Annotated in this window: 8 protein-coding genes; 2 read left to right on the top strand and 6 right to left on the bottom strand. The window is 59.2% G+C overall.

Going from position 1 to position 14,014, the window contains the following annotated elements; genetic code table 11:
• Positions 1-29 precede the first annotated feature (29 nt).
• Complete coding sequence (locus JM93_RS22080) at positions 30-731, bottom strand: helix-turn-helix transcriptional regulator (RefSeq protein ID WP_145340807.1); 702 nt, start codon at positions 729-731, stop codon at positions 30-32.
• 493 nt (positions 732-1,224) lie between these two features.
• Between JM93_RS22080 and JM93_RS04380 the strand changes: the two genes are divergently transcribed.
• The gene (locus JM93_RS04380; protein WP_145340806.1) at positions 1,225-3,252 is read left to right on the top strand and encodes a methylmalonyl-CoA mutase family protein; all 2,028 of its coding nucleotides are present in this window, start codon (positions 1,225-1,227) and stop codon (positions 3,250-3,252) included.
• On the top strand, positions 3,249-5,414 hold the full coding sequence (gene scpA / locus JM93_RS04375; protein WP_145340805.1) for a methylmalonyl-CoA mutase: 2,166 nt from the start codon (positions 3,249-3,251) through the stop codon (positions 5,412-5,414). Before JM93_RS04380 ends, scpA begins: the two co-directional genes overlap by 4 nt.
• A 341-nt stretch (positions 5,415-5,755) precedes the next feature.
• On the opposite strand, the gene JM93_RS04370 is transcribed toward scpA, so the two are convergent.
• The 5 genes from JM93_RS04370 to JM93_RS04350 all read right to left on the bottom strand — a co-directional run bounded on the left by JM93_RS04370 (position 5,756) and on the right by JM93_RS04350 (position 13,759).
• Positions 5,756-6,976 (bottom strand): 6-phosphofructokinase, encoded by a 1,221-nt coding sequence (locus tag JM93_RS04370; RefSeq protein WP_145340804.1) that lies wholly within the window; start codon positions 6,974-6,976, stop codon positions 5,756-5,758.
• A gap of 318 nt (positions 6,977-7,294) precedes the next feature.
• A complete protein-coding gene (locus tag JM93_RS21925) occupies positions 7,295-8,056 on the bottom strand; it encodes a hypothetical protein (RefSeq protein WP_208994920.1) in 762 nt (253 codons plus the stop codon).
• Positions 8,053-8,625 carry a hypothetical protein gene (locus tag JM93_RS04360; protein WP_145340803.1) on the bottom strand — a complete coding sequence of 191 codons (573 nt, stop codon included), beginning with the start codon at positions 8,623-8,625 and terminating at the stop codon, positions 8,053-8,055. Before JM93_RS04360 ends, JM93_RS21925 begins: the two co-directional genes overlap by 4 nt.
• A gap of 1,950 nt (positions 8,626-10,575) precedes the next feature.
• A complete protein-coding gene (locus JM93_RS04355; protein ID WP_145340802.1) occupies positions 10,576-11,352 on the bottom strand; it encodes a substrate-binding periplasmic protein in 777 nt (258 codons plus the stop codon).
• A 25-nt stretch (positions 11,353-11,377) separates the two neighbouring features.
• Positions 11,378-13,759: an EAL domain-containing protein gene (locus JM93_RS04350; RefSeq protein WP_170230515.1), complete on the bottom strand. Its 2,382-nt coding sequence runs from the start codon at positions 13,757-13,759 to the stop codon at positions 11,378-11,380.
• Positions 13,760-14,014: the final 255 nt, after the last annotated feature.

Here is a 14,014-nt window from a genome sequence, read left to right as displayed (position 1 = left end):
TATTCTATTTGGTCGTATGGGGCGTGCTGTTAGACTGAGATCTGTCCGTAACGCAGGGCTTCCACCACCGTATGGGTTTTGTTGGAAGCGTTGAGCTTGACGCTTGCGTTTTGCAGATGCGCATGGACGGTCCGCTGCGAAATGTCGAGAAGGTCTGCGATTTCGCCGGCGGTCTTGCCGAATGCGGTCAGTTCCAAGACTTTGCGTTCGCGGGTCGACAGGGCGCCCGGGCGCTGACCAGAGACAACGCCGAGATCGCGCAGGCGTGAAAATGCGGCTGCTGCGAGAACTTCAAGTCCTGCCAGCTCCCACTTTGAGGCTTGCAAAGACGGGCCGCTGGCAAACACGAACGCTTGAAATGGATGCAGTTCTGTCACCGGCACGATGACCACCTTGGTGCCTTCGCCTGCTGCGGCCATCAGGTCGGAATGCTCCATATCGCCGGCGCTGATTGTCCAAACCGTCGCACGGTTGGAGGCAAGACCGAGCATGAGAGCGCTGTCATTCGCGGAAAGAGATGTGCTCTCTATTCCGTCATTGCGCTGGTCAGGCCAGCGAAAACGGTGAACGAGGCTGTCGATCGGGCGGTTCGGCATTGGCAGGCCGGTCACCAGAATGTGGGTCGCCCCCATGCGCCGCAAATTCGACTCCAGAATGTCGAGCACATGGTGCGCAGCATTTGCCTCGGAGATTGCTCTGAGTTTGTTTTTGAGTTCAGACTGATCAAGCATTGTGCACATCCATTTTTGTTACAATCATCGATTGTTTCGTCCGCCGCGACTTCGCTATCTTGCGAGTTCTTCGCGCCGCATCGCTGATGGGATTTTGTTATTTGACTGCTTTTTCGTCCCCCCGTTAGACCAAGCAAGAGCTTTGTCCTCTGCGATGTAAGGGTGTTAAATTTCCCAAACGGCAGTTTGCATAAGTTACAATATAAATGACGACTATACCAATAGGGAAATTAGCGTGGCTTGACATATTACGCCATAAACTTTGCTATTTAACCCCTGCTCATTGTTGTGATGTCTTCACTGAGGGTTTGTAGAGATTTTGTGAAGGCGGAAGATATGAATACAACTTGTATTAAGTGACGTCCTGCAAGTTATCGCCATGTAAAAGCGATCAGCCGTCAGGATTGGGAGAGACCAGGCGTAGCGGCCTTAATCCTTCGGCTGAGTTGCCAGACCTTGGCCGGGCGGACTAGAACTTGCGCGGGAGATTGTCATGACACACGCACTTGGTTTTTCGATTCCATCCGAGTTCTTGAGCGCAGACGAAGCGGCCTGGTGGCAGGCGGTCGATCAGGCGCTCAAAGGGGCGGGCCGCGAACGGCTGACCTCACACACCGAGGACGGCACGGTGGTCGAGCCGCTTTACCAGCGCCGCGAAACGGCTGTTGCCCGCGCCGGACGCACGGCCGGCACTCCCTGGGATATTATTCAGCGCATCGATCTGCCCGATCCGGCGGCCGCAAACCGGCAAATACTGGAGGATCTTCAAGGCGGGGCAAGCGGATTGGAGCTCGTCTCCTCCGGTTCGGCCATGGCGCACGGGTTCGGCATCCGGCTCGAAACGCTGGGCTCCATGGAAACCCTGCTCGACGGTGTCATGACCGATTTGATCCGGCTGCGGTTTTCCGCCGGGCACGAGAGCATCGCGATGCTGGCGCTTTTGATGACCTACCTGAACAAGAAGGGGGCGGATCTGTCGTCAATCGATTTGTCGGCCGGGTTTGACCACTATGGCTGGCTGGCCATGCGCGGACGGTTCCGCATTCCGCTGGAGATTGTCGACGCGCGCATCAACGACACGCTGGCCGCGCTTGACGAAATGGGTTGTCCGGCGCGGCTGGTCGAGGCCGATGGGCGGATTTGGCACGACGGCGGCGCGTCCGCTGGCCAGGAGCTTGCCTGTGCCATGGCCAGCGCGCTGGCCTACATGCGGACCTTTGAAGCCAGCGGCACAGCGCCGGACAGCTGGCCCTCGCGCATTTCATTCACGCTGGTGGCTGATGCCGACCAAATCGGCACCATCGCCAAGGCGCGCGCAGCCCGCCGGCTATGGGCTGCCGTGCTGGACGGCTGCGACATGCCGCTAGCGCCGATGCGGCTGCACATGCAGACATCGGTACGCATGCAGAGCCGGCGCGACCCTTGGGTGAACCTGTTGCGCAACGCGGTTGCCACATTTGCCGCCGGTGTTGGCGGAGCCGACACTGTGACCGTGCTGCCGCACACCAAGGCGCTTGGCTTGCCGGACAGCTTCGCCCGCCGCCTTGCGCGCAACACGCAGGCCATCCTTCTGGAGGAAAGCAATTTGTACCGGGTTGCCGACCCGTCTGCGGGCTCCGGCGCGATCGAGGCCCGCACCGAGGCCTATTGCGGGGCCGCATGGGCCCTGCTGCAGCGGATCGAACAGGCGGGCGGGTTTTCCAAGGCGATCCAGCAAGGACTGATCCAGACCGAAATCACCAACACCGCTGCCAGCCGCAGACAGGACATTGCCAGGCGCAAACGGCCCGTGACCGGCGTCAGCGAGTTTCCGGACCTGAATGAAAAGCCGGTGTCCACGCTGGACGGCGCGGTGGAGGACGTCGCCGTCATCGGCAACCCGCAGGACATGCCGACACCGGGCCGCGGCGAGCGCTTCAAGGCCATGTGCGCGGCGTTGTCCGAAGGTGTGGCCGCGGCCGACGTTGTCGATGTGCCCTCGCCGGGGACCGTGGCGCTGACGGTGCCGCAACTTGATTTGCACCGCGACGCAGAAGGCTTTGAGGTGTTGCGCGATGCGGCCGATGCCACCGCCTTGTCCTCCGGCCACCGTCCGGCCGTGTTCCTGGCCTGTTTGGGCCGCCTGGCGGAATTCACAGCCCGCGCCACCTGGACCGCGAACGTGTTTGCAGCCGGAGGGCTGGAGGCCAAGGGCGGCGAGGCGCTGGACGCGCTGGAACAGGTCGTTCAGGCGTTCAAGGCTTCAGGCACTCAGATCGCCTGTCTTGTCTCTTCCGACACCGTATATGACGAACAAGGCGCGGACGCTGCCCGGGCGCTGAAGGCAGCCGGGGCCGCAACGCTTTATCTTGCCGGGCGGCCCGGCGCGCTGGAGGACAGTTTGCGGCAGGCAGGCGTCGATGAATTCGTGTATGCTGGCGCCGATATTCTCGACATGCTGCAGCGGGCGCATGCGCATTTGGGACTGACCGGCCCGGATGACCTGATCGCCCGCAGCGCAGATGCGGAGGTGACCCAATGAGCCGGATTCCCGATTTTTCGACCATTGCGTTCAAGGATGTGCTGGGCCGCGCCGAAGCGCCCGCGGCAGAGCCGTGGCTCACGCCGGAAGACATTCCGGTCGCCGCGGTCGCAACCAATGCCGACCTTGCCAATCTCACGCATCTCGACACCTACCCCGGCCTTGCCCCGTTCCTGCGCGGGCCCTATCCGACCATGTATGTCCAGCAGCCCTGGACCGTGCGCCAATATGCGGGCTTTTCGACCGCCGAAGCCTCCAACGCGTTTTACCGGCGCAACCTGGCTGCGGGACAAAAGGGCCTGTCGGTCGCTTTCGATCTGGCCACCCACCGGGGCTATGACAGCGACCACCCGCGCGTTGCCGGCGATGTCGGCATGGCCGGTGTCGCGATCGATTCAATCTATGACATGCGCACGCTGTTTTCCGGCATCCCGCTCGACAAGATGAGCGTGTCGATGACCATGAACGGCGCCGTGCTGCCCGTGCTGGCGCTGTATATCGTCGCCGCGGAAGAGCAGGGCGTGGCGCACAAGGACCTGTCTGGCACCATTCAGAACGACATCTTGAAGGAGTTCATGGTCCGCAACACCTACATCTATCCGCCCAAACACTCGATGCGGATCATCTCGGACATCTTCAGCTTCACCTCCGAGAACATGCCGCGCTTCAATTCGATCTCGATTTCCGGCTATCACATGCAGGAGGCGGGCGCGACGGCGGATCTGGAGCTGGCCTACACCATCGCCGACGGCATCGAATATGCCCGCGCCGGCGTTGCCGCCGGGATGGATATCGACCGCTTCGCCCCGCGCTTGTCCTTCTTCTGGGCCATCGGCATGAACTTCTTCATGGAGGTTGCCAAACTGCGCGCCGCGCGGCTGATCTGGGCGACCCTGATGAAGGAGAATTTCGAGCCCAAGAACCCCAAGTCCCTGTCGCTCAGAACCCATTCGCAGACCTCGGGCTGGTCGCTGACGGCGCAGGACGTCTTCAACAACGTCATTCGCACCTGCGTGGAGGCGATGGCCGCAACCCAAGGCCACACCCAGTCGCTGCACACCAATGCGCTGGACGAGGCGCTGGCCCTGCCGACGGATTTCTCCGCCCGCATCGCCCGCAACACCCAGCTGTTCCTGCAGCAGGAAAGCGGCACCACCAAGGTGATCGACCCGTGGGGCGGCTCGTTCTATGTCGAAAAGCTGACAGCGGATCTTGCCGCCAAGGCCATGGCCCACATCCGTGAGGTCGAGGAGCTGGGCGGCATGGCCAAGGCAATCGAAAAGGGCATCCCCAAGCTCAGGATCGAGGAAGCGGCCGCCAAGACCCAGGCCCGCATCGATTCCGGCCGCCAGACCGTTGTCGGCGTCAACAAGTTCAAGCCCGACCGGGAAGAGCCGATCGACGTTTTGAAGGTCGACAACGCAGAAGTGCGCGCCGCCCAGATCGCCAAGCTGGAGCGCCTGCGCGCCGAGCGCAACGAGGCGGAGACCCAGGCCGCGCTTGAGGCGCTGACCGCCTGTGCCAAGAGCGGCGAGGGCAACCTTCTGGACCTGTCGGTCAAGGCGGCGCGGGCGATGGCCACCGTCGGCGAGATCTCCATGGCGATGGAGAAGGTGTTCGACCGGCACAAAGCCGAAATCAAGTCGATTTCCGGCGTCTACAAGCGGGAGGCGGGCGCCATGTCCGGCACCATGGAAAAGGTTCAAGGCCTCGTGGAAGCCTTCGAGGACAATGACGGACGGCGGCCGCGTATTCTGGTCGCCAAGATGGGCCAGGACGGGCACGACCGCGGCCAGAAGGTGATCGCCTCGGCCTTTGCGGATCTCGGCTTTGACGTCGATATCGGCCCTCTGTTCCAGACCCCGGACGAGGCCGCCCGCCAGGCGGTTGAAAACGATGTCCATGTGGTCGGCGTCTCGTCACTCGCCGCCGGGCATTTGACGCTGGTGCCTGCCTTGAAAAAGGCGCTGGCGGACGAGGGCCGCGAAGACATCATGATCGTCGTCGGCGGCGTTGTCCCGCCGCAGGATTATGACGAGCTGCTCGCCGCCGGCGCCGCCGCCATCTTTCCCCCCGGCACGGTCATCGCGGAAGCGGCCATCGACCTCATCGCCAAGCTCAACACCCAGCTGGGCTACGGCCCCGCACAAGCTGCGGAGTAGGGTCATCTGGGCGTAAATACCGCATGGCTCTTGAAGCTTACCGGGGCATGCGTGTCCCCAAGCCGCCGGGAACAGTTGAAGCCCGCCACCTCCTCCGGGCGTCATCCCCGGCTCGACCGGGGATCCATCCCGCGATTGTGCCCCAAGCGCGGGCGTGCTGTGTGGCAGCGGAACGGAATGGATCCCATGGTCAGGCCATGGGATGACGGAGCGGAGGGCGAAGTCTTGCCAAAACGGGACCGGCCGACCGGGTTGACCCGCGTCTATCCAGCGCCTGTCTCCTCCCGTAGTCATCTCCCCCGCAAGGCAGAGCGGATCACAGGGCAGGGGCTGGCCCGGTCTTAAGACCCGGCCGCCAGGATTTTCGGCACCTTGTTGGGGCGCAGGCGGTGGGCGTCGGGCATGCCGGAGCCCAGAAGCGGGCGCAAGTACATCCGGAAGGCGTCGGTGACATCATTGCCGGAGGCGGAGATGAACGCATCGGGCATGGTGCGGGTTTTTCCGGCCACGGCTTCCAGCGGCACCAGCTCATAGTCAACCGAATAGTGCCCGGTGCGCTTGATCGTCACCGAGCCGTCGCGGTCGCCGAACATGCCGTATTGCACCGCCTTCTCGCCGACTTCGCGGGCTTCATGCTGGTCGACATCGGAGACACAGCCGACAAAACTGCGCTGGATATAGCCGAGCGTGTCGCCCCGGACCCGCGTCACATTCAGCGCGTCCTTGACCTTCTGCGTCAAAAGATCGGCGAGTGCGCCGCTGCCCGACAGTTGCACATTGCCGTGCGCGTCCCGTTCGACCTCTTGGGACAGCTTGGAGATGATCGGCTCGCCGGACGCATCATGAATGCCCTCGCTGACCGCAACGACGCAGCGGCCAAGGCGGTTGTAAACCTCGCGCACGTCCTGAATGAACTGATCGATGTCGAAGGTGCGCTCGGGCATATAGATGAGATGCGGCCCGTCGTCGGAGAACTTCTTGCCCAAGGCGGAAGCGGCGGTGAGAAAGCCCGCATGGCGGCCCATAACCACCCCGATATAGATGCCCGGCAGGGCGGCATTGTCGAGATTGATGCCCATGAACGCCTGGGAGACATAGCGCGCAGCAGACGGAAAGCCCGGCGTGTGGTCGTTCTCAACCAGGTCATTGTCGATGGTTTTCGGGATGTGGATGCAGCGCAGATCATAACCGGCCTTGCGGGCCTCATCGTTGACGATGCGCACGGTGTCGGAGGAATCGTTGCCGCCGGTATAAAAGAAATAGCCGATCTCATGGGCGCGCAGGACCTTGAAGATCTCCTGGCAGTATTTCAGGTCGGGCTTGTCGCGGGTCGAGCCGAGCGCGGAGGACGGGGTGTTGGCGACCATCTCCAGATTGTGGGTGGTCTCCTGGGTGAGGTCGTAAAAATCCTCGTCCAGGATGCCGCGCACGCCGTGGACCGCGCCATAAATCAGCTCCACGCTGCGGAACTTGCGGCTTTCCAGCACCGCCCCGACCATGGATTGATTGATCACCGCGGTCGGCCCGCCCCCCTGCGCAACCAGCACCTTGCCGTGAAACATCGAGATGTCCTTTTAGTTTTTCAGGGCCTTAATTGGCATTTTTGGTGGGGGCCGGACAAGGGATTTGTTGGGGAGGGAGGAGACGGACGGATTCGCGACTCTTAATCGAAGGTACGAAGCTTTGGATCCAATTGCGCGAAGCCGTCAGTCTTTGCAGTTACACGAAAAACAGATAAGTGCGGGGAGCGGGCTTTCGCTGCGACGTACCATTGTCAGGCTGACATTCGTGAAGCTGACATTAAGGTTGCGCAGCAGGTACCAGATATGGAGTGGATTGAGATTTTTTGGGCGCCCTGTGAACCCCGCCTTTTCTGGCGCTCATATTTTGTACTTCAGAACAACATTTTCAACCAAGTCTTCAACAAAATCAATGACCTTCGTGCGGTTGACTTTTACGCCGGACGGATGTGCGCAAGAGTTTCTAGTATCGAGTTTCTGATCCAGAATTTTGCGCACATCGTTCGAAATAATTTTGCCGCCCCGGCAGAACTCAATGAACTTTCCTTCTGGGATGTCGCTAAAATCATCGCGCTGCGTGATGGCACTAACTTTCACCCGCTTGTCGGTGTTCTTGGCAAGAGCGGTATTGAATTCGGCTAATTTGTGTTTGAGGATGAAATCAAACAGATGGTTCACGGCCAATATCCAGGCCATGATAATGGTCGCTCGGTTCGCCCCGACTTCAAAACAATCCAGCGTTTCTGCTAAGAACTGCTTTGCGCCCCCTGCAGGCATTCTATGCTCCAGCGAACGCAGAGTGGCACTGGTCTGAGAGGTTGTCGTTTCAGCGCCGAGTTTCTTGGACAGCGCTTCGCGCATATGGCGCTGCAGTTTGTAGCCATCACCTGTTTTCACATACTTCTGCGGCTTGGTTTTTAGGCCTTCAGATAACCGTGAAGCTGTGGCTCTCGGAGGTGTCAAATCACAATCGGTGAAGCACTGATCAACCTCTCTTGCGGTCGCTACGTTCCGATCTAGTTCAACGGTCAGGAAGTAGACAAACATCTCAATAAGCGATGCTTGCGATTGGACATTTGCACTCTTAATCGAGTTGTAAAACCGATTGACCGCATCCGTCATTCAACGTTTTTCCGCTTGAGGTCGAATTCGAAGTGGTTGTTGCCTTTTGTTGTTATCGTTATGTCTTCCGATGATTTGAAATCGATGAAGCCCTTCTTGCTGGAAGTGTCCCGGAAAGCCTGCGCAAAAGCTTGTGGCGGCTTTTCTCGAACATCAAGAAAACACGTATAGACCTGATCGGTATTGGGCTTTGCGATGCCCAACTTATCGATCAAGAACTTCAGGAAGATCAGAATTTTCTCCGGTGCGCTGCCAGGGGCGTACTGGTCATAGAACGGTTGAATCTTGGGTGTGTCCAGATTCTTATCCCTCGTGGGTGAATCCGCGCTTATACTCAACGTCTTGGTTTCAGTCGCAGTACGCGAAGTCATACGGCGCTTGCGCTTTGGTGGTGTCTCACCGCCAGCGCCTGCGGAAAGTGCCGCGGAATTTTCCGGCGGCGAAGAAGCAACCGGACTTTGTGCTGCAATATGGTCCTTGAAATCCTTATAAACAGCTTTGACGAAGTCGACATCGCCTTCGACGTCAATAATGCCTTGCGTCAGATTTATATGCAGTTTGGTTTGCATGGTTATGCATCCAGATAGTGAATCGGAAACAGTTTATCACAACATATGGTAGTGCTTGCTTGCAAGCGTCGCACATGAAAAACAACAAGCTTTCAAGCAAGTCGACGTCGACTAGCCTAACGCATGGCCAACTGGCTGCAAAAACTGCCGAATTACAGCACTAAAGACTGGTACTGTTACAATCGGGATTTGTGATAAATGTCCGCTGAGGGCCGAAACCTGCAGTTCCCCTCACGGACCTTCCGCCGTACAGATCGATCTGAAATTAAGCGGCGTTGTGCCGGTTTTGTCTTCCGCCACGCGATCAAAAAAAGAAGGCGCAATCAACCCTCCGACTGCCCACCACACGCTCCGCAGTCATCCCGCACTTGATGCGGGATCCATGCCGTGAGTGGTCCATTCGATCAGCCCTGCGTGGGGCGAGGAAACGGACTGGATCCTCGGGTCAAGCCCGAGGATGACGGAGCGCGGGGAGAGGTCGAAGGATTTGTTTCAGGCTCAGGGCGGAGCAAATCAAAACTGAAGGCCCGCCACACGCTCCGCTGTCATCCCGCACTTGATGCGGGATCCATGCCGTGAGCGGTCCATTCAATCAGCCCTGCGTGGGGCGAAGAAACGGAATGGATCCCCGCACAAGGCGGGGATGACGGCTGGAGGGAAGCTTTCGCCTTTCCCCAATCAACATTCCTCGCGCCGGATATGGTCGGTTGTCCTCTCGTTCCCGGAACGGCCAGGAGAGGCATCGTCCCCCACACCCTCAGGCGTCATCCCGCACTTGATGCGGGATCCATGCCGTGAGCGGTCCATTCGATCAGCCCTGCGTGGGGCGAAGAAACGGAATGGATCCCCGCACAAGGCGGGGATGACGGCTGGAGGGAAGCTTTCGCCTTTCCCCAATCAACATTCCTCGCGCCGGATATGGTCGGTTGTCCTCTCGTTCCCGGAACGGCCAGGAGAGGCATCGTCCCCCACACCCTCAGGCGTCATCCCGCACTTGATGCGGGATCCATGCCGTGAGCGATCCATTCGATCAGTCTTGCGTGGGGCGATGAAACGGAATGGATCCTCGGGCCAAGCCCGAGGATGACGGCTGAAGGGAAGCTATAGCCTTTCCCCAATCAACATTCTTGGCGCCGGATATGGTCGGTTGTCCTCTCGTTCCCGGAGCGGCCGGGAGAGGCATCGTCCCCCCACACCCTCGGATGTCATCCCGCACGTGATGCGGGATCCATGCCGTGAGTGGTCCATTCGATCAGCCCTGCGTGGGGCGAGGAAACGGACTGGATCCTCGGGTCAAGCCCGAGGATGACGGAGCGCGGGGAGAAGCCGTGCCAAACCATCACAATTTGTCATCCCGGACGCAACGGAGGCGGAAATCCGGGATTGGGGAGACCAGGCTTGTGCGTTGGTCGTTTCTTGAGCGGGAGATACTTTTGGCTCTCAGGTCCCGGCTCACGCTGCGCTTGGCCGGGATGACTGTGGTGAGGCCAAGGGTTTGTTACACGCTCATGGGCGGAACAAAGCAAAAGTGGGCTCTCGCTTCTCCGACTGCCCGCCACACGCTCCGCTGTCATCCCGCACTTGATCCGGGATCCATACCGTGCGCGGTCCATTCGATCAGCCCTGCGTGGGGCGAGGAAACGGACTGGATCCTCGGGTCAAGCCCGAGGATGACGGCCCTCACCGATACACAGCAGATCGCAAACAATCCCGGCCTTGAGCTGGGATCCACCCCGCACTGTCGCCCTAAGCGCGGCCATGCTGTTTGGCGCCGGACTGGAGTGGACCCCCGCACAAGGCGGGGGTGACGCTCTTGGTGGGGTGAGAGGTGGGCCGGGAACAGCCGCCTTGCACATGAAGCGTCGCCCGGACTGCGCCTGGACCCTCCGGGAAGGGGCATGGCCCACAGGTATTGCAGATCGCCGGAGCTGTTTGGGGAAGCGGACCCGCCTAAAGCCCGATCCCGTATTGTGCCAGGATCCGGCCATGCGTGCCGTCGGAGACCATGTCATCAAAGGCCGATTGCAGCTGGCTGACGATGGCGTCGGGGGTTTCGTGATGCAGCGCCAGATAAAGGTGCCCGCGGTCCAGCTCAAAAATTGTCTCGTAATCTTCGACCGGAACCCCGGAGTCCTCAAGTCCCCAGCGCGTCACCGTCGTCTCATAGGAGATCGCGTCCACCCGGCCTGAAATCAGTTTTCGGAAGTTCTGATCGTTCGACAGGACCGCCTCGATGCGCTCCTCCGGGACGCCGCGCGCGCGCAACAGCAGTTGCCCGACATCGTCCTTGACGACCCCGATCCGCAGGGGGTGCAGGTCCTGCACCGTCTTGATGTTAAGCTCCCGGCTTTTCTTTGCCGTCAGGCCGACCACCGTTGGCACGAACGGCCCGACCCATTTGAACAGGGTTTCCCGGTCTGCGGTGCGGGTGGTTGAAAACAGCGCATGGCCGGGCCGTTGCAGGGTGAGATTGTAACCGCGTGCCCAGGGCAGCACCGCGATATCGGCCCGGGTGTGGCCGGTGCCGGCACGCGCGAACATCTCCTCCACAATGTCGACGCTGACGCCCTTCAGCTCGCCCGCCTGGGTGAAGTTGAACGGCGGGTATTCCTCAGTCATCACGTTCAGGCCGGCGGGATCCGCATCTGCGCGGGACGACAGGACAAGCGGCATGGAGGACAGGGCGGCCATGCCCGCGAGCAAAGATCGTCGTGTCACTGGTCGCATTGGTTTTCCCGTCGTGACAATGAGTTCAAGACTGCTGCACCTTCGGCTCCGGCAACGCGGGGAAGGAAATCACCGCCGACCTGTCTTCCTGTGATCCGCGAAGGTAATGGTCGAGCGGTTTCGGCTTCCCGAACAGATAGCCCTGACCGTAAGTCACATCCCGGTCGATCAGGCACTGAAGTTGATCCTCTGTCTCGATGCCCTCTGCAATCACAGTGAGAGCAAGTTTTTGTGAAAGACCCACGATGGCCTCGATAAAGGGGGCCGTCTTGTTGGACGGAGCGCCAAGGGACGTGGTCCCAAGGCCCCGGGTGAACGACTGATCGATCTTAACAACATCGACATCAAAGCGGTTCATGTAGCTGAGCGACGAAAAGCCGGTGCCGAAATCGTCAAGCGCGAGGGCGCAGCCCAGGCCCTTGATCCGCGCAATCAGTTTGTCGAGATCCAGGTTGCTCTGCATCAACGTGGTTTCGGTGATCTCAAGCACCAGACGTTTGCCGGAAACGGAGTAGGCCGACAGGTTGCTGGCCAGGATGTCCGGAAGCTCCGGCAGAAACTGGGCGGCGGACAGGTTGAGCGCAACGTAGCTGTCGCGCCAATCGGGGTCGGCTTCCAGTTTTTGCAGGGCCTGCATGCCGAGCTCCAGCACCTTGTCGCCGATCTCCAGAATGCTGCCGGTCTGTTCGGCCACCTGAATGTATTCCAGCGGCGGCAAAACACCCTGCTCGGGATGGATCAGGCGCAGCAGGCCTTCAAAACCCACGGTCGACCGGCTTTTCAGATTGACGATCGGCTGGAAATACAATTCGAACCAGTCGTGCTCGAGGGCCTCGGAAATCGTTTCCCGGATTTCAAGCTGCCGCGCGGCTTCCTGGCCGAATTGCACGTCGAAAACGCAGTGTCCGTTCCGGCCACTGCTTTTTTGCCGGTACATGGCGACATCCGATGTCTTGAGCAGATCCTCCGCAGATGCGGCGTTTTCCGGGTAATAGGAGATCCCGATGCTTGCGGAGATTTGCACTTGCCGGCCGATGATATTGATCGGCTGCCGGAGCGCCTGGTTGATCTCGATCGCCAGCTCAACGGCGCGTGTTTTGGCGTGCTCTCCGGTGAGCATGATGGCGAATTCGTCGCCGCCGAACCGTCCGAAGCAGTCGCTCGGCTGCAAAAGCTCAGAGACTTTTTGTGTCACCAGAAGCAGCACCTGGTCGCCCGCGAAGTGACCAAGGTTGTCGTTGACCCATTTGAACTTGTCCAGGTCAAAGAAAAGGACGGCGACATCATGTGTTCCGGCAGAGGCGTAGATGGCCTCGTTCAGCCGGTGGGTAAACCCTTGCCTGTTGAGCAGGCCGGTCAGGAAATCGGTCCGCGCCTGATGGAGAATTTTTGCCTCGGCCGCTTTCAAATTGCAGATGTCCGTCATAACGGACAGCGATTGACGCCCGGTCGAGCTCTTGTCGAAATCCCTGATTTCGGTGATCAGAACATCAAGACGTGTTCCGTCCGACTTCAAAAACACGGAGGTAAATTCGAGAGTTTCATGTTGTCCCGTCACCAGAAGCCTGCGGTTGGCGAGATAGTCCTCAACGCAATCCTGGCAGATAAAATCAGAAAACTTGCGGCCTAAAACGGTGTCCCGTTGATATCCAGTGGCATCGAGCCAGTAGTCCGACACATTCACGATCCGGTCTTCGATGTCGATGGAGTAAAGCATGACCGGGGTGTTGTGATACAAAAACGCCAGACGCTTGTTTGCTTTCCTAAGCTTCTCTTCATCCTTGTCCAGGCTGTCCTGCATTTCATTAAACGCATCGCTGACGCGGCCGAGTTCATCGGAAGACGACCATTCGACCTTTTTCCGGCTCCCGGACCGGTGGGTCGTCTCAATCGCGTCATTCAAGCGGTTTAGCGGCCGGGTGATCATGAACCGGTTTGCCAGAAGCGCGGCGACCAGCACAGAAAAGGTCGACACCACAAACAAAATGACCGGGTAGGCAACCTGTTCGACCGCCGCACTGCGGATGCGGTCGGAGATAAACCGGATGTTGATTGCACCGACACTGTAGGTGGTGTCGTCTACCTGGTGGATGATTTCCTTCGACAGCAGCGTTTCTTCGGTTTCGGTTCCGCGAGGGCGGCCCTCATCATTGGAGGCGAAGGCAACGCGCTTGCCCTTGTCGTCAAACACTTCAACACTGAAGACGTCACGTTCGGTGGCGAGCGCTGTGGTCCATTTTTCCAGGTTTTCGTAGTCGTAATCCCATAGGAGTTTGCTGAAGGCTTTTGCGTTGGCGTTGAGAACGATTTCCTTCTTCGCGATCATCTCGCGTTGCATGGTGTTTTTCGTAACCACGAAAAACGTCAGCAGCAGCGGTCCGTTCACGGCTATCAACGTTGCGAACATTAATACGAGAAACTTCCGCTGCGTTGACCTCCGGATGTACTCCAGCATAGAGCAAATATATCCTTGTTCAGAACTTGGAAGTGACCGCGCTCTCCCAAAGAATAAACCACTTTCCGTACAGATTTTGAACAACCAATTAATTTTTTGGTTATAAAGGCCGTCCATTCGTCATGTTTGGCAGGATCCGTACAGGTTGCAAAGCCATAAAAGTCGCTTTGCCGCAAGGCGGGGCGTAGCCGCTTTTTTATCCGTTGG

This window comes from Roseibium hamelinense, assembly GCF_007830545.1.
GTDB classification, from domain to species: Bacteria; Pseudomonadota; Alphaproteobacteria; order Rhizobiales; family Stappiaceae; genus Roseibium; species Roseibium hamelinense.
The sequence above is the reverse complement of the archived record's forward strand: the minus strand, read 5'-3'. Positions and strand labels throughout refer to the sequence as shown.

What these genes read in the sequence shown, in the direction of transcription:
- JM93_RS04355 (WP_145340802.1), bottom strand. Translation starts at nt 11,352, where the DNA reads ATGCGACCAGTGACACGACGATCTTTGCTCGCGGGCATGGCCGCCCTG.
- JM93_RS21925 (WP_208994920.1), bottom strand. Translation starts at nt 8,056, where the DNA reads ATGACGGATGCGGTCAATCGGTTTTACAACTCGATTAAGAGTGCAAAT.
- JM93_RS04370 (WP_145340804.1), bottom strand. Translation starts at nt 6,976, where the DNA reads ATGTTTCACGGCAAGGTGCTGGTTGCGCAGGGGGGCGGGCCGACCGCG.
- JM93_RS04350 (WP_170230515.1), bottom strand. Translation starts at nt 13,759, where the DNA reads ATGTTCGCAACGTTGATAGCCGTGAACGGACCGCTGCTGCTGACGTTT.
- JM93_RS04360 (WP_145340803.1), bottom strand. Translation starts at nt 8,625, where the DNA reads ATGCAAACCAAACTGCATATAAATCTGACGCAAGGCATTATTGACGTC.
- JM93_RS22080 (WP_145340807.1), bottom strand. Translation starts at nt 731, where the DNA reads ATGCTTGATCAGTCTGAACTCAAAAACAAACTCAGAGCAATCTCCGAG.
- JM93_RS04380 (WP_145340806.1), top strand. Translation starts at nt 1,225, where the DNA reads ATGACACACGCACTTGGTTTTTCGATTCCATCCGAGTTCTTGAGCGCA.
- scpA (WP_145340805.1), top strand. Translation starts at nt 3,249, where the DNA reads ATGAGCCGGATTCCCGATTTTTCGACCATTGCGTTCAAGGATGTGCTG.